Origin of the sequence: Flavobacterium sp. FlaQc-47, from assembly GCF_044006475.1 — a bacterium.
Lineage (GTDB): Bacteria > Bacteroidota > Bacteroidia > Flavobacteriales > Flavobacteriaceae > Flavobacterium.
Genome location: NZ_JBIPCQ010000011.1, coordinates 15,740 through 40,833 on the forward strand (window position 1 = coordinate 15,740; position 25,094 = coordinate 40,833).

Below are 25,094 nucleotides of genomic sequence, written 5' to 3' on the forward strand. Positions count from 1 at the left end.
AACTATTCACTTATTTTCTTTGTAATTAATGCCGCCGCAAGATCAGCAGCTTTAAGTACAATTTCTTCGGGATTACCTGAAAATACTTCCTGATGGCTAATGTTGCCTACAGGTGTAATGATGTATAAAAATATTGTGCCAACGGGTTTTTCTTTGGTTTCACTACCTCCTGCGGTTGTAAGTCCTGTAATAGCCACTGTTATTTTCGAATTAAAAAAATGCGCCGCTTGTTGTGCTAAAACCTGTGTAACCTGCATAGATTCAGGCGTGAATTCTTTAATTAAATAATGCGGAACTTTTAGAATTTGTTCCTTTACAAAAACTTCATAACAAACAATTCCACCTCTTAATATATCTCCTGAATTTGGCGTGAGGGAAGATTCGGCACTAAGTCTCCCAGCCGATGCGCTTTCTGCAAAAGCAATATTCCAGCCTTTTTGGGCAATAAGTTTACTGCACTCTGTAATAATTTCTGATGGCATAATTGTGCTATTTTAAGTTGAATATTATTCTCCGGTTTCCATATGTGGGGCATCAACAGGTTTAGATTGTGATGAACCAATTTGTCGAAAATAAATAGACAGCATAATAATGGCAAACACAGACAGGAATTCGCTTTGCCAGTTTTGAAAAGATTCAAACCAAAATCGTGAATCTCCAATATATTGTGAAGCAGTTTCTAAAGGAAGCCCTTTTAAGGAAAGTTGTTCGTTTTGATCTTTCAGACTTCCAAAAAAATGTAAAATGAGTGAAATAAAAAACAGCAAAAATAAAATGATAGTTAGCGAGTGTTTGTAGATCGCTAAAATAAATCCGCCTTTTTTTACTGCCCACGGCGCATCTTTTCGATTTGGCGATGGTTCTCTGTCTACTTCTTCCTCTTTATCAAAATCCTTAGATTCTGATGAGCCTTTTTGTTGTAAAAAAATGGTCAGTAATACAAATAAAGCCATTTGTAAAAATTCACTTTCCCAATTTTCAAAAGTGGACTCTACAAAATGTCCTGAAGTTAAATAGGGGAAAAATGATATGGCAGATGCACCTTCATCAATAAGTTCTTTATTATGTTCTTCAAATCCAAAAATTACCTGCCCGCATAACGTAGCTATAAACAGCAAAAAAAAAGTAATAGAAAGGCCATTGTTGCGTAAGAATGTTTTCATAATAATAAGTTTTGATTACTACAAATTTGTCATCTTATCAAGACATTACCTTACATCATTATGGCTGCTTTTTATAGAATTACAATTTTGATATGTAATTAATGAAAAGTTTGATACACGATAACATTTAATTCGTATACTATTTAATTACAGCAGGTTATAATCTTGTAATAATGATCTTATAATTATGTAAAAAAAACATAAATGTGAAAAGTAAATTTGAAAACCTTAAAAATCAGCTTTAGGAATTATGAAAAATTCTAACATCAGTTTTTAAGTAAAATCAATAAAAAACAAAGACATTATGGAAAATTCACAAGATGAAAAACAACGAGATTTGTCCATCAATAAATCTGATGGGACTAACAAATTTTTAACTACTGACCAAGGTGTCAAAATTAACGACGACAACAATTCACTCAAGGCTGGTGAACGTGGTCCATCTTTATTGGAAGATTTTATTTTACGAGAAAAAATTACCCATTTTGACCATGAAAGAATTCCGGAAAGAATTGTACATGCAAGAGGTTCAGGAGCACATGGTTTTTTTGAAGTTACAAATCCAATACCGGAATTAACAAAAGCAGGATTTTTGCAGGAAGCAGGACTTAAAACTCCGGTTTTTACAAGATTTTCTACTGTTGCAGGTTCCAGAGGTTCTACAGATTTAGCGCGTGATGTTCGCGGATTTTCTGTAAAATTTTATACTCAGGAAGGGATTTATGATTTAGTAGGAAACAATATTCCTGTATTTTTTATTCAGGATGCCTCTAAATTTCCTGATTTGATTCATGCCGTAAAACCGGAACCGCATAACGAAATTCCACAAGCAGCATCTGCACACGATACATTTTGGGATTTTATTTCGCTAATGCCAGAATCTATGCACATGATTATGTGGGTAATGTCTGATCGTGCCATTCCCAGAAGTTACCGTATGATGGAAGGATTTGGTGTTCATACTTTCAGATTAATTAATGAAGCCGGAGAATCTACCTTTGTAAAATTCCATTGGAAACCAAAATTAGGAACTCACGCCGTAGCCTGGGATGAAGCTCAAAAAATTTCAGGAAAAAATCCTGATTTCCACAGAGAAGATTTATGGGAAGCTATCGAAATGGGGAATTTCCCGGAATGGGAATTAGGTGTGCAGATAATCCCTGCCGAAGATGAAAACAAATATGATTTTGATTTACTGGATCCAACAAAATTGGTTCCTGAAGAATTAGTTCCCGTAACCATCGTGGGAAGAATGGTTTTAAACAGAAATCCGGATAATTTCTTTGCAGAAACGGAGCAAATTGCTTTTCATCCGGGACATGTTGTACCAGGAATTGATTTCTCAAACGATCCATTATTACAAGGCCGTTTATTTTCTTACACAGATACACAATTATCAAGATTAGGAAGTCCAAATTTTCATGAAATCCCAATCAACAGAAGTGTAGCTCCTGTTCACAACAATCAACGTGATGGACATATGCGTCAGGAAATCAATAAAGGCCGTGTGAGTTACCACCCAAATTCACTTGGTGGCGGATGTCCTTATCAGGCAAAAATAAGCGAAGGTGGTTTTTCAAGCTTTGAAGAACGCATCGATGCGCATAAAGTAAGAGAAAGAAGCGAAAGTTTTAATGATCATTTTGGTCAGGCCAAATTATTTTTCAACAGCCAGACGCCTGTAGAAAAAAGTCATATTATAAAAGCACTTCGCTTTGAACTAGGGAAAGTAGAAACTACTGCAATTCGATTGAGAATGCTGGGATTACTTTCACAAGTTGATATGGAACTGGCAGAAAAAGTCGCAATAGGACTTGGTGCTACGGTTCCGCCGGTATTAGAAACTCCACTTAATCACGGAGTATCACCCGAAAATCTGGACTCGGGTAAACATGAGCCGCAAACTGTAGATCAGGCTGTAACATCATCTGATGCTTTGACCATGCTTAAAAACCCAACAAACTCGCCAACTATCGCATCACGAAAAGTAGCTGTAATATGCGCAGATGGTGTATCTGAAGCCAGCGTTATGAATATTAAAAGTGCCTTGTTAAAACAAGACGCAAAAGGCTGCATTATCGCGCCACATCTGGGATCTGTACTTACTGACAGTGACGGAGCAATTCATGTTGATTTTAGTTTCCTTACTGCCTCTTCAGTATTATTTGATGCTGTTTATGTAGCTGATGGTTTGGGCGTTAAAGTATTAATTGACAATGATGATGTAAATGAATTCCTGACAGATGCTTACAAACACTGTAAAGTTATTGGTGCCGATGGTGAAGCTATAAACGTAATTAATGCAGCTCCTTTTGCAGCAAAAATTACTAATGAAGACGAAGGAATTATATTATCCGGCGATGCAGCATCTGACGCATTTGCACAGGAATTTATTGCAGCTATGGGAAAACACCGTATCTGGGATCGTGAAAAAAACGTATACAACTAATAAAAAAATCAAACCTTATGAAAAATTCAGAAAAACCAAGCGCAACAAAAGCTGCCAATACTAATGACAGTGTTCCAAATAACGCTAGTGCAATTGTAGAACCTGCAAGCGATGCAACTACAGAATTAAGAGGATTATTTATTGACAGCCTTAAAGATATTTACTGGGCAGAAAACGCTTTAGTGGGTGCTTTGCCTAAAATGGCAGCAAATGCAACAGCTGCAAGTCTTGCAAGCGCCATTAAAGAACACCACGCAGTTACTCAAAACCAAATTACACGTTTAGAAAAGGTATTTGAAATTGTGGGAGAAAAAGCCGAAGGAAAAAAATGCGAAGCTATGGCGGGACTTTTAAAAGAAGGCGACAGCATTCTTGAAGAAACTGTTCCCGGAGCTGTTCGTGATGCAGGTATTATAGCGGCTTCGCAAAAAATCGAACACTATGAAATTGCAACTTACGGTACTCTTGTAGCATTTGCCAAAACACTTGGTGAAAATGATGCTGCAAAATTATTGACGCAAACGCTGGCCGAAGAAAAAGAGGCTGACTGTTTGCTTAATGATGTGGCGCTAAACGCAGTTAATATTGTAGCAGCTGAATAATGATTAACATTAAAAATTACTTTACTAATTATTAATTCAAAAAAAACATCTGTATCATCTACAGATGTTTTTTCATTATTACAAATCAGAATGTACAAAGAAGCTTTGCCTCCACTTATAAATAATTCAAACAGGATATTAATTCTGGGAACAATGCCTGGCGACCAGTCCATTGCAAAGCAGGAATATTATGGCAATAAAGGCAATCATTTCTGGAGAATTATGTTTACCATTTTTCATCAGGATTATAGTTTGAATTATGAGGATCGCAAGGATTTATTAAACTCTCACAAAGTTGCTTTATGGAACGTTCTTGCAAATTGTATCAGAATTGGCAGCAGCGATTCTAAAATTAAAGATGAAAAAGTGAATGATTTCGAGAATTTTCACCTTCAATATCCTGATATCAAATACATCTTTTTTGAAAGTAAATCTGCGGCAAAATATTATCAGAAATATGTACAAGCAAAAGAAGATATAACCTATTTCATTATGCCATCAACAAGCGGATTAAATGCGGGGATTCCGCTTTCTGAAAAAATTGATAGTTGGAGAAAATTAGCCGAAATATCAGGAATTTAGAGAAGTATTTGTATCAATAGTATAGTCCCTACGGGACATTATTGGTTATGGCGAATATTTTTTTCTACCAACATTTAATTCCTAACGGAATATTTTTTTTGAATTAAGCGTTGCAAATTATATGCTGTAGAGATTATTATTTAGGAATTAAATATTGGCAGAAAGAAATTAACATCATACAATTGTCCCGCGGTGACTACATATTTGTTGAAAAAAATCAACATCAAAGAATTGTCCCATAGGGACTAAATATTGGTAAAAAAACAAATCACCATCAAACAATTGTCTCGCCGGGACTACAAATTGGTAGAAAAAATCAACATCAAACAATGTCCCATAGGGATTAAATATTGGTAAAAAAAATCAACATCAAACAATTGTCACATAGGGACTACATATTGGTAGAAAAAAATCAACATCAAACAATTGTCCCTTAGGGACTAAATATTGGTAATAAAAAACAAAATCCGAATCCGCATTTGTCCCGTAGGGACTGCACATTTTAATAAGTATATCTAAGAGTTGTCAAGTTTTAAGTATCTAATTTATTGACTAGCCTCTAGCTTTAGCTGGAGATGCTTTATCAGTAATAAGATGGCTTTAGCCCAAAATGCTAAATTTGGCTAAAGCCAGTTCCTAAGTACTTTATACAAATTCCAGCTAAGGCAATTCAAAACGTTGCGATAAAAATATTAATTAAAAAAAATTAACATCAAACAGTTGTTCCGTAGGGACTACATATTGGTAGAAAAAAAATAACATAATACAATTCTCCCATAAGGATTAAAAAACAAAATTAACATCCAACAATTGTCCCATAGGAACTAAAATAATACAATTATCCCATAGGACTAAATATTCATAAAAAAAGCAAAATAAAAAAATTGTCCAGTATGACTAAATATTGATAAAAAAACAACATAATACAATTGTCCCGTAGGGACTAAATATTGGTGAAAAAACAAAATCCAATCCGCATTTGTCCCGTAGGGACTACACATTTTAAAAATAATAAATCATTAAAAATACACGCCATGAAACTTAAAATTATGAATATATTCAACAAATGTCTCGCTGTTACTATTATGGGAATATCCTTTATTGGTTCAGCGCAACAAATACAAACCGACCGTCCTAACGAAACCGAAAATCCAGGTACTATAACTCCGCATCGTTTACAGGTGGAGAGTGGATTTTCTTTTGAAAAAGAAGATGACGAAAAAACCTTTAACGTTCCTGAGATTGTTTTTAGATACGGAATCTTCAAAAATGCTGAAATCCGGGTTGAAACTGCACTTAAAGCTTTAGATCAGGAAAATACAGATAAGCAATTTGGAATTGAACCTGTTAAGATTGGTGCCAAATATCATATTCTGGATCACAAAGGTATTGCAATTCCGGATCTTGCTTTGCTTGCACGTGTCAGTATTCCGTGGATGGCGGACAACGCTTATAAGGAAGAAAAATACAGTCCGGAAATAAGATTGCTTGCTCAAAACACCCTTTCAAAAACATGGCATCTCGGTTATAATTTAGGCGTTCAATGGTTGCCGGAAAATTTACAGCCTGAATATATTTATACCCTTTCGGCAGATCATTCTCTTTCGAAAAAATGTAAAGTTTTTGTTGAAGCCTATGGTTTTACCGAGGCACATCATCACGCTGATAATAGCGCCGATGCAGGGGTTTTATTTGTAATTACTCAAAACTTGCAATTAGATTTTATGGCAGGAACCGGAATTATGCATTCACCTTCAAAAAAATTCGCAGAAGTTGGCGTTTCATTACGAATTTAAAATACTTTTTAATTTTCTTTTTTGTTTCGCTCTGTTATTTTTCAGGCAGACTTAGATGATTTTATTTTCTACCAAAAAAAAAACTAACTATCTGATAATTATAGAATTATTATTGATAATCGTATAAGCAATCCGTATTTAACTCCGCTAGATTTGTATTTGTAATTTAGTGAATCAGTCGCAGTGGCAGTCTACAGTCGCGGTCGCAGTTTTCAGTTCAAACCACTGAGACTGAAAACTGAGACTGAGACTGAAAACTCAATAATAATACCTTAAAATATATCAATTATGACAGCAGAAAATAATGAATTTTACGGACAGGAAAATCGTAATTTCAACAATTCAGACCATAAAAGTAACGATCTAAATGAAAACCCTTATGATTCTGAAAATCTGGATAATGAATCAGATAGTGAATCGAAAGATATAACAGAGCAGGATATTGAGAATGATCTTAAAAATAACGATCCTTCTGAAGGCTTTGAAACTGAAATTGATTCTCCGGACAATGACGAATTGGAAAACGACAAATTTGAAACTAATGAGTTAGACCAGGATAATTCGGTTAACAAGGAATTTGAAATTGGTGAACTTAGCAATGAAGAAATTAAAAATGACGAACTGAAAAACAATGAAATAGAGAATGACAAATTCAGAAATGATGAATTTAGTCAGGGAAATTTTTAGTGCTATTTCATATCTCTCTTCTTAAAAACAAAAACCGTTAGTAGTAACGGTTTTTTTTTATGTCTTTTTTTTATGTCTTTTTTTTAATGAACCTCAAAAAAAATATGAGATATTAACTTCTGAAAAAAAATTGGCAATGAAAGATTTTAAAGCATAAACAATTAAAAATCAATAATTAACAAAAATGTAATTTTGTAACAAAGCCACATAATTATATAAATTTCTTACGATTATGCGATATACATTTGGCTCAATAAAGTGACAAAAACCCCGTACACTTTTAAATTTTTCAATCACATATTTAATAATATAAATTAAAAAAAATCATTGCCATGTTATCAAATTTACGCACGCCACAGAAAAACAAATCCGACTTTTCAGCTTCTAAAAATACCGAAGCTGTTCCTGGATATTCAACAGCACAAAAATACGATATGGTCGTTTTCTGTCATCTTAGATGGCAGTTTGTATACCAGCGTCCACAGCATTTAATTAGCCGTATGTCTAAAAATGCTAAAATTTTATTAATAGAAGAACCAATAGGTTACGACGAGCACGATGAAAGTTCCGGTAATTTACTGGTTATAAGTGAAAACCTTCATATTCTACAGCCTAAAGTAAAAGATATTGAAGCTATTGCCATTATACTTCCTGAATATATCAGCAATCTTAATCCTTCTGTAGGATGGTTTTATTCGGCATCATTTAGTCCTTTATTAGAAGTTTTTGATTTTGAAACCGTAGTTTTTGACTGCATGGATGAATTGACTCTATTTAAAGGAGCGCCAAAACAATTAATAGATCAGGAAAAATACCTGATGGCAAATGCCGATATTGTTTTTACAGGCGGAAAATCCTTATATGAATCCAAGAAACAGCATCATGATAATGTGTATTGCTTTCCGAGTTCTGTAGATCAGCCTCATTTTGCGCAAGCCCTTAACGGAATAGATGTTCCGGCGGATATTGCGAATTTACAAGCTCCGGTAGTAGGTTATTTTGGCGTAATCGATGAGAGAATCGATCTTGAATTATTACATGAAACTGCTAAAAAATTACCTAATGTTTCCTTCGTTATGATTGGTCCGCTGGCTAAAATTGATCCATCAGATTTGCCTGTAGAAGATAATATTTATTATTTGGGAATGAGATCATACAACGAACTTCCCAATTATCTCAAGGGATTCGATATCGCAATGATGCCTTTTGCGATTAATGATGCGACTAAATATATCAGCCCAACTAAAACACTGGAATATATGGCGGCGGGAAAATCAATTATTTCTACAAAAATTACTGATGTGGTCCGCGATTACAGTATTTGCGTAACGCTTGTTGAAACTGCTGATGAATTTTGTGAAGCCATCACCTATTTATTTGACAAAAGAGACCAGCTTTCTATGGAACTGGAGTATTATGATATCCTTAAAAATACTTCATGGGATGCTACGGCAGAAAAAATGCAGTCTATCATTAAAAATTTCGCACAATGAAAAATATCGACATTTTAATTATCGGCGCGGGAATTTCCGGTGCCGTTCTTGCCGAAAGATATGCATCAATAGGCAAACGTGTTTTAATTATAGAAAAACGAAATCATATTGCGGGAAACTGCTACGATTATATTGATGAAAACGGAATTTTAGTTTCAAAATACGGGGCTCATTTGTTTCATACTAATGAAGAATCTGTTTGGGAATATGTCAATCAATTCTCAAAATGGTATCCGTGGGAACATAAAGTTGTGGCTCGTGTTGATGATAAAACGGTTCCAATTCCTGTAAATATTACTACGGTTAACCGACTTTTTAATACCAATATCAATTCTGAAGAAGAAATGAAAAACTGGCTGGAAGAAAACCGAACTGCCATAGAATCGCCTTCTAACGGTGAAGAAGCAGTTTTAAATCGTGTTGGTGCTGTTTTGTATGAAAAGATGTTCAAGCATTATACTAAAAAACAATGGGATAAATATCCGGCTGAACTTGATGCTTCGGTTTTAAACCGAATTCCGGTACGTTACAATTACGACGATCGTTATTTTTCTGATACGTATCAGGCATTGCCTGAAGGTGGTTACACGCAGCTTTTTGCAAGTATCCTGAAACATCCTAATATAGAAATACTTTTAGAAACGGACTATTTTGATGTCAAGGATCAATATAAAGGGTATGAAAAACTGTTTTATACCGGACCTGTTGATCGCTTTTTTGACTTTAAACACAGTCTTACCGAAAAACTGGAATATCGTTCCATAAATTTTGTAAGCAAAACTGTTGAAGCAGAATTTTTTCAGGAAAACTCGGTGATCAATTATCCGGGAACTGAGGTTGATTTTACCCGAATTATCGAATATAAACATTTCGGAAACCAAAAATCAGATAAAACTACGGTTGTATGTGAATTTACCGTTGATGATGGCGAACCGTATTATCCGGTTCCGAACCCTCGTAACGAAGAAATTTATGCACGTTACAAAACCGAAGCTGATCAGCTTGTCGATGTGCATTTTGTGGGCCGACTTGCTAATTATAAATATTTTAATATGGATCAGGCTTTTAAAAATGCTTTGGATCTTTTTGAAACTCTAGAAAATAAACATACGACCAATTATAAAACAGCCGGTTAAATGAAAATTTTCAATACTTTTTTCATCGGTGGTTATGAATGTGCGGATCATATTAATCGCTCCGGCGAACGAATCAATCTTTTACAGGAAACGCAGCACGACATCAGGATAATAGAAGATTATGAAGCACTTAGCGCACTTGGAATAAAAACCGTTCGCGAAGGTATTTGCTGGAGCAATGTCGAAAAATCAACGGGAATTTTTGATTTCTCCGAAGTTTATAATCGCATGAAAGCTGCGGAAACTTTTGGGATTCAACAAATTTGGGATCTGATTCATTTTGGTTATCCTGATGGATTATATCCCACTCATCCCCATTTTTGCAGTCGGTTTACCGCTTTATGCCATGCATTTGCAACATTTTATAAAGAAAATGCCAAACAGGATTTGTACGTCGTTCCTGTTAATGAAATAAGTTTTCTTTCGTGGCATTCCGGTGATGTTCGCGGTACGGTTCCTTTTGCAGTAAACAGCGGTTGGGATATTAAATATCATTTGTGCAAAGCAGCTATTTTAGGAATTAAAACTTTAAAAGAGGTGGATCCTGATTGTGTTATTGTTTTAGTAGAACCATTGGTTAAAATTCATTGTGACGAAAATACGAGTACGGAACATGCTAATGAACTTAACGGACACCAATTTCAGGCGATGGATATTATTGCCGGAAAAATGTGTCCGGAACTTGGCGGATCTGAGGATTATCTGGACATTTTAGGATTCAATTATTACTGGAATTGCCAATGGCGCGTAAACGGTGATACGCTGGACTGGCCGGAAACAGAACCTTTGAGAATGCCACTTTCTGACTTGCTGCAAATTGCCTACGAAAGATATCGCAAACCCATTTTTCTATCCGAAACAGGACATTTTGGCGAAGGCCGAGTTCCGTGGATTGAAGAAATTACATCTGAATGTTTGATCGCCAGAGAAAACGGCGTCGATTTTAACGGAATATGTATTTATCCCATAACCGACAGACCGGATTGGGACGATCTAACAAGCTACAGCAATTGTGGAATTTGGGATTTAGATGCTTTTGGTAACCGAATTCCAGTACAGGAATATATCGATGCTGTCATTGAAGCTCAAACCCAGTTTAGAAATCCGGGGAAGATCATGGATTTCTTCCTGAATTTATTTAAATAATATTAATACCAAATTAAGATGAAAGTCATAAAAACAAAAATCGGAATTACATTTAGCGCCTTTGATTTACTTCACGCCGGACATGTAAGAATGCTGGAAGAGGCAAAATTATATTGTGACTATTTAATCGTGGGTTTACAAACTGACCCAACAATCGACAGGCCCGAAAAAAACAAACCAACCCAATCTGTCGTAGAAAGATACATTCAGCTTAAAGCCTGCAAATTTGTCGATGAAATTATTCCGTATGCTACAGAGCAGGATCTTGAAGATATACTTCAGGCTTTGCCAATTGATGTTAGGATTTTAGGTGATGAGTATAAAGACGTCAACTTTACCGGACGTGAATATTGCGAGAAAATGAAAATTCGGCTTGTATTCAACAAACGTAATCATCGCTTTTCGAGCAGTGGTTTAAGAAAAGAGGTTTACCAGCGTGAATGTTTGAAGATTGTAAATGATTAATTTAAAAACTATTAGTCTTTCTACTTTTAATCTTCAATTGTAATTAATTATCAATCAATAAAATGAAATAAAAATTTTAGGTAAGTATAAAAGAAAACTAAAAATAGAACGCCATGAAAACAGATAATATAAACTACGAAGAACCTATTTCTACAGATAATACTCCTTTATATGTAGAACAATATGAACGTGACCACATAGATTGGCAATATAAATCGACAACAGAACAGATTCTATGCTCGGGCGAAGAATCTAATTATCTTGATAGCGAATTTTCTAATGAGCTTGAAAATACAGATCAGGAAAATCAGGATAATTATGATGATGCTTTAAACGAAGATCCTACTGAAGACGACGACGATCCGTATGAAGATTTTGAAGACGAAGAAGATGAAGAAACCGATGATGAAGATTTCGAAGACGATTCTCAAGATGACTTTGATGAAAATATAAGTAAATAAAAAATGTAAAATACTTGATAAACCATTAGTTCAAACTGATGGTTTTTTTATTTAAGTAAACCATTACTTACATTTTAAAACTTTCTAAATGATTCCTCCATAATATTTGTTAATCGAAAAGTTAATTTTTGTTTTTCGAAAATATGCAGTATTCGCATTATTAGCATTTTAAGACTGAAAAATAAATAATTTATTCAAAAAAACACACACGAAATCGATAAAATCATTTTAATCCCAAGAACAATACATTTTGTTAATGTTGTGTTAACATTATCCAGTTAATTTGTTATAATTTTGCCAAAAACAATAAACCAATAACACTAAAAATGAAGAAAATTATTTTTATTATGATTGTCTTTCTATCAGCCTTAGGTCATGCCCAAGTTACGGGTTCGGCTATGTCAGGTACTGTTAGAGCGAGTAAAGGAGAAGCACTTCCTGGGGCCACTGTTGAAATAGTTCACAAGCCAACTGGAACAAAATACTTTTCTACTACAGATTTTGACGGGGGATATGCTGTCCAGGGTTTAAGACCAGGTGGACCATATACGGTTAAAGTAACTTACATTGGTTACAAAACAACAGAAATTACCGACATCAATGTTGGATTAGGTAACAACTTAACTGTAAATGTAAAAGTTGATGAAGAGCAAAATGCGCTTCAGGAAGTTGTAGTTTCAACAAAATCAAAAGGAAATTTCAATAAAGGGAGAACTGGTGCTTCGCAGCAGTTTTCAAATAGAGAGATTGTTGCAGTTCCTGTATTAGGAGCCCGTTCAATTAACTCTGTTACAAAATATAACGCAAATGCTGGTGCCAACGGAACATTTGGTGGTCAGGATTCAAGATTAAACAACTTTACTATTGACGGTTCTGTATTTAACAACGGATTTGGTCTTGGATCAGATTCACAAGCCGGAGGTAGAACTGGTTCTACTGCAATTTCATTAGATGCAATCGAACAATTACAGGTAAACATTGCTCCTTATGATATTCGTCAATCCGGATTTTTAGGTTCAGGTATCAATGCTGTAACAAGAAGTGGAACAAACGAATTTGAAGGATCTGTTTATACTTCTACAAGAAGCAATAAAAAAGATTTTATTGGTACACATGCTGGTGATGTAACAATCAAACCAGGGAAGTTTGAAGAAAAAATATTAGGAGCCCGTTTTGGAGCACCAATTATCAAAGATAAATTATTCTTCTTCGGAAACTTTGAAACTATCGATAATACAAGCCCTGCTACGAACTTTACTTCTACAGGTTCTCCAAACCCAAGTGGTCAGAACTCTCTTCCAACATACACGGAAATGCAGACTCTTTCTAACTTCATGCAGGAGAAATTTGGATACACTACAGGTCCATGGGAAAACTATGATTCATCAAAAGAATCAAAAAAATTCTTAGCCAGAATTGACTGGAATATCAACGATAACCATAAGCTTACAGCTCGTTACGTATATCACGATTCATCATCTGATCAGTTAACTTCAAACTCTAACTCATTAGGTTTTGGTAACAGAACAAACAGCGGATTAGCAATGTCTTTTCAAAATAGTGGATACACGATTTTAGATAACACAAGATCTATCGTATTAGAATTGAACAGTAAATTAAGCAATTCATGGTACAATAACTTCATTGCAGGTTATGACAAACAAATTGAAGACAGAGGTTTAATTGGTGGTGGTTTATTCCCTACAATTGATATTAAACAAGGTGCAGCTACTTATATTTCAGTTGGTTTAGATCCTTTTACTCAAGGAAACAAACTTTCTTACTCTACACTACACTTTACAAATAATTTAACTAAAACTATCGGAAAACACTCTTTAGTATTTGGTGCGAATTTTGAATATTTCAAATCAAGCAACTTATTCTTCTCAGGTTCAAACGGAGTTTACGTTTTTAACTCTTTAGCTGATTTTTATACTGCTGCAAATCAGTCAGCAGCAAATGGTGGTGCTCCATCAAGTGTAACACTTACTTCTCCTGCTCGTTTCCAGTACAAATATTCTGCTTTACCAGGAGGTGCTGAACCAATGCAAATACTAGAATCTAACAAATTAGATTTGTATGCTCAGGACGAAATGAAATTAAGCGACAGATTTAAATTAACTGTTGGTTTAAGAGCTTCAAGAATTTGGTATGCAGATACAGCATTAGAAAATCCTACAGTTACAGCTATGACTTTTGCTGATGGCGAAAAATTCAACACTGGTACAATGCCGGATGCAGCAATCTTATTTGAACCAAGAGTTGGTTTCAACCTTGACTTAAACGGAAATGCTTCAACAATTATTCGTGGAGGTTCAGGAATCTTTACTGGTAGATCTCCAGGTGTATATTTATCCAATCAAATTGGAAACAACGGTGTACTTACAGGTGTTGTAGATGTTAGTGGTGCTGCTTTAGTTGCAGGAGGATACGGTTTTACACCAAATCCGGGACAATACTTTACTCCGGCTACACCAACAGCTCCGTCAACTTTTGACTTGTCATTTAATAAGAAAAATTTCAAATCTCCACAGGTTTGGAAAACTACAATGGCAGTGGATCAAAAACTTCCTTTTGGATTCGTAGGTACTGTTGAAGGTATCTTGCAAAAAAACATCAATGCTATCAATTATTACAATGCTAACTTTGATGGTCCTGTTGGAACTTTCGCAGGAACTGATAACAGACCAAGATATTCCCGTAATGATGCAGGAACACGTGTAAATGATAATGTTTCAAACGGTATCGTTTTAGCAAATACTGATGCAGGATATTTTTATTCTACAACTTTTAAATTAGAATACCCTTACCAAAAAGGTCTTTGGGGATCATTCGCCTATACACACTCTAACGCTACAGACTTAATGTCTCCGGGATCAGTTGCTTCAGGTTCATGGACAAGTGCAAGATCTGTAAACGGAAATAATAATCTTGAAGTTTCTAATTCTAACAACAACACACCTAATCGTATCGTTGGGGTTGTAGGGTACAGAATTGAATATGGTAAAGGTCTTGGAGGTGCAACTTCTATCAACTTAGGTTATATTGGAGAACAAGCAAGTCCATTTACTTACACTTATAGTGGAGATATGAATGGAGACAGAGTAAATGGTAATGATTTACTATATGTACCAAATAGCGCATCTGAGCTTCGCTTTACTCCTCTTACAGTAGTAAGTTCTCCTGCAGGAGCTCCTGTAACTACAAGAGTTTATACAGAAGATGAACAAAGAGCTGCATTTGATGCTTACATCAATCAGGACAAATATCTTCGTACAAGAAGAGGACAATACGTTCAAAGAAATGAGTCTACTTTACCAATGTTACACAGATTAGATTTATCTCTTACTCAGGACATATACATCAAAATTAAAGGTAAAAAGAACAGTTTCCAATTTAGAGCTGATATCCTGAACTTTACAAACATGATCAATAAAGATTGGGGAATTTCACAAAGAGCAACTAATGCAAGTGTATTAGCATTCTCTTCTGCATCAACTGGAAACGTACCATTTTATCAAATTGCTACACAAACAGATCCTGATGGAACAAGATATTTAATTAAAAATACTTACCAAAAAAATTCATCAACATCTGATGTTTGGCAAGCGCAATTTACTCTTAGATATACTTTTGGTAACTAATACCGCCTTTCTTATATCATAAATAAGAATTACAATAATAGAAGCCGTCTCAAAAATTTGAGACGGTTTTTTTATTTGGAATAAGCTACCATAATAGGCAGAAAAATTCGGTATTCATAACTAATTTTTCTCCTGTATATTTAGTAATTTTATCATCTTTACGATAAATTTATATAGTACTAAAATTTTGTTTTTTTAATGGATCAACTCATCAGCTTTTTTGTTGCAGGAACCACCTTATTACTTGCATTTTTAATATTCGCAAATATAAATCAGGTAGACAAGAAAGTAAACAGATGGTTTGGTACATTTATTTTGTGCGTTTTCATAATTCAGTTGAACGATTTATTAGAGAAAACCGAGTTTTTAAAAATCAGAACCATCACGAATGATTTTCTTGGCTTAACCGATTTTATCGTAGCTCCTGTTTTTTATTTGAGTGTTGCCTATTTTGTTCAGCCCAATAGAAAATGGCGCTTTACAGATAATCTTCATTTTGTACCCGCCTTTTTAATGTTATTTCTTTTGTTGCTTTCACTCCTTCTTGATACAAAAGAAACTACAATTGCAGATAAAGAAAATGCTCAGATATTCATCACCGGATTTAATTTTATTTTTTGTTTTCAGGTCATTGCCTATTGTATTATGGCTTACAGAGAAATTAACATTTATCAAAAAAATTTATTTACCTATTCTTCAAATGTAGATTCCACAAACCTGAAATGGTTAAAGCAAGTTGTAATTTGTGCCTTGGTAATAGCGGCACTTTGGTTAATTGATAACATTTTTAAATTTGCCAAAACCAATATTTATTTCGATAATTTTGCCGCTTTGGTTTATCTGACAGGGATTTTTTACATTGCCTATTATTCCTTAAAACAAAAAGAATTCCATTCGCTTAATAATCAGGAAAAAGCAGCTATTGAATCCATTATAATTGATAATTCATGTTTTGAAGCAAACCAGAAGAAATTACTTTCTGATCATGATTTACAAGAAATGAAATCGAATTTGATTCAATTAATGAAGGACAAAAGGCCTTTCCTGAATCCTGAATTGAGTTTATTCAAACTCGCTTCTCAATTAAATATTTCATCTCATTTACTTTCATACATTATAAACAAAGGCTGTAATGAAAATTTCTATCAGTTTATAAATCGTTACCGAATCGAAGAAGCCAAAAAAATGATCCAGGATCCTAATATGGAACATTTGAGTTTAATGGGAATTGCCTTTGAAGTTGGTTTCAATTCTAAAACCGTTTTTAATACCACCTTCAAAAAAAGCACGAATCAAACTCCATCAGAATTTAAAAAAGCAATAATCGCTTCAATATAAAATATTATAGTAACCTGTTGAATGTAACTAATAAAAATAATTACACCCAAAGGTTTATCGTATTGAGATTTTAGTTTAAAATTAGAAATTTGAATTCCAATGATTTAAAATAAGTTCGGATTCATAAATCAGAACGTTAGCAGCATTTATAATACTAATATTTGTACCAAAATATTATAGAAATTAAAATGCTATCCATGATCCAAATTTTCGAATCAATAAAACAAATAATTAGATTGCTATTACTATTAATTAGTACTTCCACAATTATTTCCTGTTCAGATGATAATAAAAAAACGGCCGATGAATATCCCGGAACAATAGTAGATTTAGGAACACACAAATTGATGACGTATAATGAATTGAAAAATTCAAAATACTTAGTTGTTTTTGAATCAGGTCACGGAAACGATCATACATCGTGGCTCAGCACCGGAAAATCATCTGAAATCCTGACAATATCCAATGCAATAAATTCTGATGTATTATTATATGACAGAGCCGGTTACGGAAAATCAGAATTTAATACAGAACCCAGAAACATCAATAAACTAACAGCAGAACTTGAAAAAGTCATCGATAATTTCTCCAACGGAAGAAAAGTAATTCTTGTTGGGCATTCCTTAGGAGGTATGATAATTAGAGATTATGCCATAAAAAATCCCCACAAAGTAGGCGGTTTATTATTTGTTGACGCATCTCACGAAAAATACAATCATCTTACTCAGGATCAAGTTAATAATTTTTACAATAGTTATAAAAAAACGTACGGCGAAAATTCCGGCATTGCACAGGAAACCCTGCAATTAATTAACGATTTTAATTATATGACAACATTGCCAGATTTGCCCAATGTTCCGGTTATTGCCATAACAAGCATGAAAATTGATGCTGATCATAATGCCGCAGACAGGCAATTGTGGTTTGAATCAAAGGAATCCCTTAAATCCGGTGTTACTGATTTTACTCAAATCACGACCGTAAAATCAGGACATTTTATTCAGCTTGAGGAACCTGATCTGGTTTTAAATACTATTAAATTATTGCTTTCAAAAGCTTCCTTATTAAATCCATAACAAATTTCAGTTAGTACTATTTTTGGATCTTTTGTCTTAAATTTGCACTTGTTAAACGAAAGAGAAAGTGATAAAAGTGGAAAATGAAAAAGCATGCTGGACTATTTGTACGGAATGTCAGGGACGTGGCAAAAAAAGTCAAAGGCTCAGCAAAAAGGTGCGGCTTCAATATCAATTAGCACTTGATCGATTTGAAAAAACCGGTGAAGGAAAAACGCCAATTCGTCCGAAAGCACATTTAAATGTATGCCTGAAATGTTCAGGATCAGGATTGATTGCATCTGACAATTTCCCCGTACCGGATATAGAAAATTTCCCGCACGTCGCTATTATTGGCGGCGGAATTGGCGGTGTGGCCCTTGCTGTGGCTTGTTTGCATCGCGGAATTCCGTTTACCATTTATGAACGTGATACTAATTTTGATGCCAGATCTCAGGGTTACGGACTTACTTTGCAACAAGCGAGTAAAGCGATTGAAGGTTTGGGAATTTTCTCTTTGAAAGAAGGCGTGATTTCAACCAGACATTTAGTGCATACTACAGAAGGAAAAGTAATTGGAGAATGGGGAATTAGAAAATGGATTCCATCCGAAGAAAAAACAGCACCAAAACGAACCAATGTTCATATTTCAAGGCAGGCTTTACGCTTAGCCTTATTAGAACAACTTGGCGGACATAATAGTATACAATGGGGACATCAGTTAATCGATTTTAAAGAATCTGACGACGCTGTTGATCTTAGTTTTCAAGTAGATGGAAAAACAAAAAACGTTAAGGCAGATCTTGTAGTTGGAGCCGATGGAATCCGCAGTTCGGTTAGAAAACTGCTTATTGGTGACGAAATTACACCTTTACGTTACCTCGATTGTATTGTGATATTAGGGATTTGTCCGTTAAAAGATCTTGAAGGTATTGATCGTACTTTGTTGGATTCGGCAACCGTGTTTCAAACTGCAAATGGTAACGAACGAATCTACATAATGCCTTACACATTTGATTCTGTAATGTGGCAGCTTAGTTATCCAATGCCCGAAGATGAGGCGAAGGCGTTAAGTGCTCTTGGACCAAAGGGGCTTAAAGAAGAAGCTTGCCGACGAACGCAATGGCACGCTCCTATTCCTCAAATTTTAGCGGCAACTCAGGAAAATAAAATTTCAGGATATCCTGTTTATGATCGGGAATTATTAAGTTCAGGTTTATTACAGAAAGGAAAACAAATAACGCTTATAGGCGATGCAGCACACCCAATGAGCCCGTTTAAAGGGCAGGGAGCAAATCAGGCTTTGCTGGATGCACTCGCCCTGGCACGAGGAATCGTAAAAGAATGCAGACCTTTATCACAATGGAGAAAAGCAGGAATCAGACAAAGTGTTCTAAATGAGTTTGAAGCCAAAATGTTAGAACGAAGTGCTGTAAAAGTAAAAGATTCAGCAGATGCTGCACAATTCCTGCATTCTGATATTGTACTTTATGAAGGCGATGAACCAAGAGGCCGAATTTTAAAGAAAAAAGATCAATAACAAAACAATCACAATTTAATTGTTTGAAAAAGGTTGAAGTTCTCCTTTTATAAGTTGCAGTATCACATTTCTGAATTTACTTTAAAAATTTATAAATGTGACTTAAATCGTATTTATCACTTTCAGGCGATTTCAATACAACTACTATAATTTAAAAATTAAGATCGAGGAAAATTCTATTTACTTCACTTAAAACCATTACAATTAAACACTTCCCTCCTCTTTCGTACATCTTAATAATCAAGGTTTTTATAAAATTTCTTTAAAACACTGATAATTAAAGAACTCTTACTTAAAATTCTATAAAATTAAATTAATCATAGTTTCTAATTTTGAATGTAACCAAAAATTAAAAGATAATTGGTTATCAAATACTAATTTAAAATACAATTCATATGATAACAGATAACTACAAAAATTACGATCAGTATGATCGTGATTTTACAGACGAAAGCAGCATCGAAGACCAACAATCTCAATATGAAAACTTTGGTGACGAAGATGAGCAAGAAAATCAATTCTTAAATCAAAACGAAGTTGCTGACTCAGATGAAGATCAAAATTCAGAAAATGACAGCGACAATCAATCCAGTCAGACTGAAACTCCTGAAGAAAAATTTGACGAGGATTACAGCGAATCTGAAAATTTTGCTGTAGACTAATAAACAGCAAAATAAAATTTGCTTTAACACAAAAAATAATTAAAATTCAAAAACATGGGAACTAAATCAGCATCAAAAAGCATGGGGAACGTTTCAACACTGGAACGCATATTAATGATCACCAGCGGATCATATTTATTATACAAAGGACTTTCACAAGAAAATAAAAGTATTGCAAAAATCAGCTCCGGCGGTGCAATGCTCGCAAGAGGAATTAGCGGTTATTGTCCGGTTTACAGCGCTGTTGACCATTTAAAAAATGACAAACCATCAAATGTAAACATCAGAACAAACGTTGTGATCAATAAACCAATCAGCGAAGTTTATGCGTTCTGGCGCAATCTGGAAAACCTTCCAAAATTCATGAATCATTTAGCGTCCGTTAAAACCATTAGCGAAACTAAATCAGAATGGACTGCAAAAGGTCCGGCAGGAATAGGAACCCTAACCTGGAATGCAGAAATTATCAAAGATCAAAAAGAAAAATTGTTAAGCTGGCAATCGCTTCCTGATGCTACAGTAAAAAACTTTGGGAAAGTACTTTTTAAAGCTCAGGGTAACAAAACCGAAATTGAAGTAACAATTTCATATCGCGCACCACTTGGTTTAGCGGGCGAAGGAGCAGCAAAACTTCTTAATCCTTATTTTGAAAAAGTGGTAAATGACGATATCAAAAACTTACAGCTTTATCTTGAATCTTCACATTAATAAAAGATAATAATTACATCAAAATAAAAAAAAGGCTTTTAGAATATTTTCTAAAAGCCTTTTTTTATTTATTGTAAACTGAGGAAATATTAAAAAAATAACTTCATTCTAATTTCGCTTACGCAGAATGTAATCTTGGATATAATTTTATGATCAAACCTTTCAGTCGGTTTTGATAATCTTCCATAAGCCAGTTCTTGTAATTTTTACTGGCATTCTCCAGGCATTTCACATATTGTTTTACCCTCCAGTCAATTTCCGGCTGTAAAGCTTCGGCAAGTGCAATGGCGTGCGAAAGTGTTTCAGAATTTTCCATGCACATTTTTGCATGTTGCCTGATCGATTGCTGAATAACTGTTTTTGGCTTTTTATCCGTATCCATCGCTTCCTGATATCCGCCTTCAATATCAAAAGTCATTTCAAGTGTATTAGGAAATTGCGCGCGTAATTCTGCCGACATTCCATGTGATTGTACTGCCGAAGCTCCTGTGGCATTATAATGAAGTTCCTTGGCGAAAGATTCCGGATTTTCAAAAATATTCTGCCAGTCTAGCGGTGCTTCCCAAGCTCCAAAACGCTGAATATTATTACCCAGATCAGTGATTCCGAAAGTCTTTTTTGATGGAAGTTTTCTCGCACCGCGACCAATCATTTGATGATAAAGTGTAATTGATGTTGTCGCTCTGTTCAAAATAACATGCTGAACGGTAGGTTCATCAAATCCTGTGGTTAATATAGAAACCGATGTCAATACGGCATCTTTCGTTTTTTTGAACCATTTTAAAATTGCTTTTCGTTCCTCATCCGGCGTTTTGTTGTCCAGATGTCTGATATTAATTCCGGCGTTCTCAAATGTTTCCAATACTTTTTGCGAAGTTGTAATACCATTATTAAAAATCAACGTCTTTTTACCTAATGCATTCTCCTGATAGGCTTTCAATAATAATTCCTGCATCGCCGCAGTACTGTATAATTCATTTGAAGAACTCACCGTATAATCCCCGTGAATTCCGGTTTTGAGCGTATTAAGTTCTACTTCATAAATAAAAGATTCTGGCTTAGCCAGAAATCCTTCGCTAATAAGCGTAGCAATACTTTCACCTGTAACCAGCGTATCATAATGTTGTTTCATTGGTTTCGCAATATCAGAACTAAAAGGCGTTGCCGTCACTCCTATTACTTTTGCTTTTTTAAAACTGCCCATTAATTTTCTAAATGAATTATGATGCGCCTCATCAATAATAACAAGACCTACATCATGAGGTTTTATTTTTTTTGATTTTATTCGGTTCCTGAGCGTTTCCACCATTGCAACATAACAATCAAAATCCGGTTTAAAATTGCCCGTTTTGCTGGTAATCATGCAATTTTGCACGCCAATGCGTCTTAAAACACTCGAAGTTTGTTTGCATAATTCCTTTCTATGCGTCAGGATTACAACAGTTTTTCCGTATTGTTTAATAAATCTTCTGGCGATTTCCGAAAACACAACAGTCTTTCCTCCTCCCGTAGGCAATTGATATAAAAGCTTGCTTTTAGGATTACTGTCCATCTTTTCAAAAATCGTGTCGATGTCTTTTTCCTGATAATCATAAAAAGAAGGCGTCGGTTGTATGTTCGTTTTCATCTTTTGAGTTGTTAATTTATTGCTCGGCTGGTACAAGTTGCGATTCCATGAATTTTCCTGTCACAATTGTTCCTTCATCATCTTCCCATTGTGTCACCACATTTTCTATTAATTCCGGTTCAAATCCTATTACTTTCATTATTTGGTTACCAAATTCCTGCTGTACATTTTGTCCTTTTTTAAACATCGTATTATAATTATAGGTTAGTAAATTTCTTTAGGTTATTTTGAAATGCTAAATCAGATCATTTCATTAGACATTTTTAAAAACATTAAAGCTGTTTTGTTTATACTAAATTATAACATTGGCATATTCCTGTTTTACAAGATTCAATTGCTTTTTTTATATTATCTCAATTCTAAATCCTTTTAAATACTTCATAGCAGACAACATCAACAAACAACTCATTTTAAGATGTTTAGAATCTAAATATTTCAGCCATAAAATACTAGGAATGATATAAAACCTGTAAGATATCCTGTAATATTTTGGTAACATGATTTTCTAATTTTGAAATAATCCTGTCCATTTATAACAGACAGAGTAACTTAAAAATTAAAAAAGATGGCACCATTACACGATAAATTCAACAGCAGCAATATTACATCGGGCGAAAATGTATCGTTCTGGATCGACTCTACTTCTATGATCGCTTTTGAAAAACCAGAAACGGATATTCAAACCGATGTATTAATCATTGGCGGCGGAATTGCCGGACTTACTACAGCGTATAATCTGGTGAAAGCCGGAAAAAAAGTAGTTGTTGTTGAAGATGGTTTTATAGGCAGTGGCGAAACCGGACGAACAACGGCTCATTTGACCGCAGCACTTGACGATCGTTACTACTTTCTGGAAGAAACTTTTGGGAAAGATGCCGCAAAATTAGCCGCAGAAAGTCATACAGCTGCCATTAATGCCATCGAAAAAAATGTATCAGATTTGCAAATCGACTGTTCCTTTAAAAGAGTAAACGGTTATTTATTTCTTCATCCAAGTGATGACGAAAAGAATTTACAAAAAGAATTTGAAGCCACAAAAAATGCCGGACTTAATACTGGTATTTTAAACCATACTCCTAACCTCTCCGGCGGAGAAAACATGAACTCACTTGCTTTTTACAATCAGGCACAATTTCATGTTTTGCATTATTTAAAGGCTCTAGCCGAAGAAATCGTGCATCTTGGCGGTACAATTTTTACCGAAGCCAGAGCCGAAAACATTACTAAAGAAGGCGCTACAGTAAATGGTTTTACCTTTACTGCCAACCATATTGTTGTGGCTACAAATACGCCTGTCAATGATACTTTTACCATGCATACCAAACAAGCCGCTTACAGAACGTATGTTATTGCGGGTAAAATTGCAAAAGGCGTGTTGCCGTATTCGCTTTGGTGGGATACAGGAGATGCAGATTCAAAATGGGTTTCGCAACCGTATCATTATGTGAGAATTGAAAACTTTGATGATGAATATGATTTATTGATTTCCGGTGGAGAAGATCATAAAACAGGTCAGGCAGATGAGGAAGGAATTGCCGAAACCGAACGTTATGGCAGACTGGAATCCTGGACAAGAAATTATTTCCCCATGCTGGAAGAAATCACTTATAAATGGTCCGGTCAGGTAATGGAACCAGTGGATTCATTAGGCTTTATGGGAAAAAATCCGGGTGATGAAAATATTTACATCATTACGGGCGATTCAGGAAACGGAATGACACATGCCACAATTGGTGCCATGATTATAAGCGATACTATTTTAGGGATCAAAAATGAATGGGAAGATTTGTACAGTCCGTCAAGAATTACTTTGAAAACCGCTGTTGATTTTGCGAAGGAAGCAGGAAATATGGCGTCGCAATACCTGGATTGGATTTCAGCATCTGATCTTAAAAACACAGCTGATTTAGAACCCGGCGATGGCGGAATTCTGTCATCAGGTTTAAAAAAGATTGCCGTTTATCGCGATTATGATAATAGTCTTCGTGCTTTTTCTGCCGTATGTCCGCATTTAGGTTGTGTGGTACAATGGAACAATGACGAAAAATCTTTTGATTGTCCGTGTCACGGTTCCCGTTTTTCCTGCGACGGAACAGTTACAAATGGTCCCGCTCAAACGGATTTGAGCCCAATTCATGTCAAATAAAATTCTGTAATTATTACTTAATATATACTATATCCGGAAAATGATACAAATAATTAATGCGCCTGAAAATGTAGTCGCTTTTAGGGCGCTTGGCGACGTAACCGCAAACGATTTCAAAACCATTATTGCTCCGGCAGTAAAACAACTGGTGGAACAAATCAACGAGATTAATTTTCTGTTTTTAATCGATACTGATCTTGAAAATTTTGCGGCAACCGCCTGGCTTGAAGATGCATTTATTGGTTTGAAGCATTTTGGAAAATGGAATCGGGCCGCAATTGTAACTGATTCTGAAAATGCTATTTCTTTTACGAATGCTTTTAGTTATGTGGTGCCCGGAGAATTTAGAGGTTTTAAAAAAGAATCTTTTGATGAAGCTTTAAAATGAGTTCAG

The 25,094-nt window shown here is 34.9% G+C and carries 22 protein-coding genes; 18 read left to right on the plus strand and 4 right to left on the minus strand.

Going from position 1 to position 25,094, the window contains the following annotated elements:
- Positions 1-2: 2 nt before the first annotated feature.
- Both ACHRVX_RS23265 and ACHRVX_RS23270 read right to left on the minus strand, forming a co-directional pair.
- The gene (locus ACHRVX_RS23265; RefSeq protein WP_395336848.1) at positions 3-482 is read right to left on the minus strand and encodes a CinA family protein; all 480 of its coding nucleotides are present in this window, start codon (positions 480-482) and stop codon (positions 3-5) included.
- Between the two features lie 24 nt (positions 483-506).
- A complete protein-coding gene (locus ACHRVX_RS23270; RefSeq protein WP_395336850.1) occupies positions 507-1,163 on the minus strand; it encodes a DUF6766 family protein in 657 nt (218 codons plus the stop codon).
- 304 nt (positions 1,164-1,467) lie between these two features.
- On the opposite strand from ACHRVX_RS23270, the gene ACHRVX_RS23275 reads away from it, so the two are divergent.
- The 16 genes from ACHRVX_RS23275 (at position 1,468) to ACHRVX_RS23350 (ending at position 20,927) form a co-directional block, all read left to right on the plus strand.
- The gene (locus ACHRVX_RS23275) at positions 1,468-3,612 is read left to right on the plus strand and encodes a catalase (protein WP_395336852.1); all 2,145 of its coding nucleotides are present in this window, start codon (positions 1,468-1,470) and stop codon (positions 3,610-3,612) included.
- A 17-nt stretch (positions 3,613-3,629) separates the two neighbouring features.
- Positions 3,630-4,214, plus strand: a complete 585-nt coding sequence (locus ACHRVX_RS23280) for a ferritin-like domain-containing protein (RefSeq protein ID WP_395336854.1) — start codon at positions 3,630-3,632, stop codon at positions 4,212-4,214.
- Between the two features lie 90 nt (positions 4,215-4,304).
- Positions 4,305-4,796: a DNA-deoxyinosine glycosylase gene (locus ACHRVX_RS23285; RefSeq protein WP_395336856.1), complete on the plus strand. Its 492-nt coding sequence runs from the start codon at positions 4,305-4,307 to the stop codon at positions 4,794-4,796.
- A 1,034-nt stretch (positions 4,797-5,830) separates the two neighbouring features.
- Positions 5,831-6,592 carry a transporter gene (locus tag ACHRVX_RS23290; protein ID WP_395336858.1) on the plus strand — a complete coding sequence of 254 codons (762 nt, stop codon included), beginning with the start codon at positions 5,831-5,833 and terminating at the stop codon, positions 6,590-6,592.
- A 288-nt stretch (positions 6,593-6,880) separates the two neighbouring features.
- On the plus strand, positions 6,881-7,279 hold the full coding sequence (locus tag ACHRVX_RS23295) for a hypothetical protein (protein ID WP_395336861.1): 399 nt from the start codon (positions 6,881-6,883) through the stop codon (positions 7,277-7,279).
- Positions 7,280-7,611: 332 nt separating this feature from the next.
- Positions 7,612-8,772 (plus strand): glycosyltransferase, encoded by a 1,161-nt coding sequence (locus ACHRVX_RS23300; protein WP_395336863.1) that lies wholly within the window; start codon positions 7,612-7,614, stop codon positions 8,770-8,772.
- Positions 8,769-9,908, plus strand: coding sequence for a UDP-galactopyranose mutase (gene glf / locus ACHRVX_RS23305; protein WP_395336866.1), 1,140 nt, complete (start codon positions 8,769-8,771; stop codon positions 9,906-9,908). The genes ACHRVX_RS23300 and glf overlap by 4 nt, the downstream gene beginning before the upstream one ends.
- Complete coding sequence (locus ACHRVX_RS23310; RefSeq protein WP_395336868.1) at positions 9,909-11,054, plus strand: hypothetical protein; 1,146 nt, start codon at positions 9,909-9,911, stop codon at positions 11,052-11,054.
- An 18-nt stretch (positions 11,055-11,072) separates the two neighbouring features.
- Positions 11,073-11,519 carry an adenylyltransferase/cytidyltransferase family protein gene (locus ACHRVX_RS23315; protein ID WP_395336870.1) on the plus strand — a complete coding sequence of 149 codons (447 nt, stop codon included), beginning with the start codon at positions 11,073-11,075 and terminating at the stop codon, positions 11,517-11,519.
- A gap of 113 nt (positions 11,520-11,632) precedes the next feature.
- Positions 11,633-11,980, plus strand: coding sequence for a hypothetical protein (locus ACHRVX_RS23320; protein ID WP_395336872.1), 348 nt, complete (start codon positions 11,633-11,635; stop codon positions 11,978-11,980).
- Between the two features lie 326 nt (positions 11,981-12,306).
- Complete coding sequence (locus tag ACHRVX_RS23325) at positions 12,307-15,624, plus strand: carboxypeptidase regulatory-like domain-containing protein (RefSeq protein ID WP_395336874.1); 3,318 nt, start codon at positions 12,307-12,309, stop codon at positions 15,622-15,624.
- A gap of 198 nt (positions 15,625-15,822) precedes the next feature.
- Positions 15,823-16,962, plus strand: a complete 1,140-nt coding sequence (locus ACHRVX_RS23330) for a helix-turn-helix domain-containing protein (RefSeq protein ID WP_395336877.1) — start codon at positions 15,823-15,825, stop codon at positions 16,960-16,962.
- Between the two features lie 197 nt (positions 16,963-17,159).
- Positions 17,160-18,038, plus strand: coding sequence for an alpha/beta fold hydrolase (locus ACHRVX_RS23335; RefSeq protein WP_395336880.1), 879 nt, complete (start codon positions 17,160-17,162; stop codon positions 18,036-18,038).
- 67 nt (positions 18,039-18,105) lie between these two features.
- Positions 18,106-19,557: an FAD-dependent oxidoreductase gene (locus tag ACHRVX_RS23340; protein ID WP_395336882.1), complete on the plus strand. Its 1,452-nt coding sequence runs from the start codon at positions 18,106-18,108 to the stop codon at positions 19,555-19,557.
- A 395-nt stretch (positions 19,558-19,952) separates the two neighbouring features.
- Positions 19,953-20,219: a hypothetical protein gene (locus ACHRVX_RS23345; RefSeq protein ID WP_395336885.1), complete on the plus strand. Its 267-nt coding sequence runs from the start codon at positions 19,953-19,955 to the stop codon at positions 20,217-20,219.
- Positions 20,220-20,273: 54 nt separating this feature from the next.
- Positions 20,274-20,927: an SRPBCC family protein gene (locus ACHRVX_RS23350; RefSeq protein ID WP_395336887.1), complete on the plus strand. Its 654-nt coding sequence runs from the start codon at positions 20,274-20,276 to the stop codon at positions 20,925-20,927.
- Between the two features lie 118 nt (positions 20,928-21,045).
- Here ACHRVX_RS23350 and ACHRVX_RS23355 read toward each other — a convergent pair whose 3' ends face one another.
- Both ACHRVX_RS23355 and ACHRVX_RS23360 read right to left on the minus strand, forming a co-directional pair.
- Complete coding sequence (locus ACHRVX_RS23355; protein WP_395336889.1) at positions 21,046-22,554, minus strand: DEAD/DEAH box helicase; 1,509 nt, start codon at positions 22,552-22,554, stop codon at positions 21,046-21,048.
- A 16-nt stretch (positions 22,555-22,570) separates the two neighbouring features.
- Complete coding sequence (locus tag ACHRVX_RS23360; protein ID WP_395336892.1) at positions 22,571-22,741, minus strand: hypothetical protein; 171 nt, start codon at positions 22,739-22,741, stop codon at positions 22,571-22,573.
- Positions 22,742-23,119: 378 nt separating this feature from the next.
- On the opposite strand from ACHRVX_RS23360, the gene ACHRVX_RS23365 reads away from it, so the two are divergent.
- Both ACHRVX_RS23365 and ACHRVX_RS23370 read left to right on the plus strand, forming a co-directional pair.
- Entirely contained in the window at positions 23,120-24,700 is a 1,581-nt protein-coding gene (locus ACHRVX_RS23365) for an FAD-dependent oxidoreductase (protein ID WP_395336894.1), read from the plus strand.
- A gap of 40 nt (positions 24,701-24,740) precedes the next feature.
- Entirely contained in the window at positions 24,741-25,088 is a 348-nt protein-coding gene (locus tag ACHRVX_RS23370) for an STAS/SEC14 domain-containing protein (RefSeq protein ID WP_395336896.1), read from the plus strand.
- The last annotated feature ends 6 nt before the right edge of the window (positions 25,089-25,094 follow it).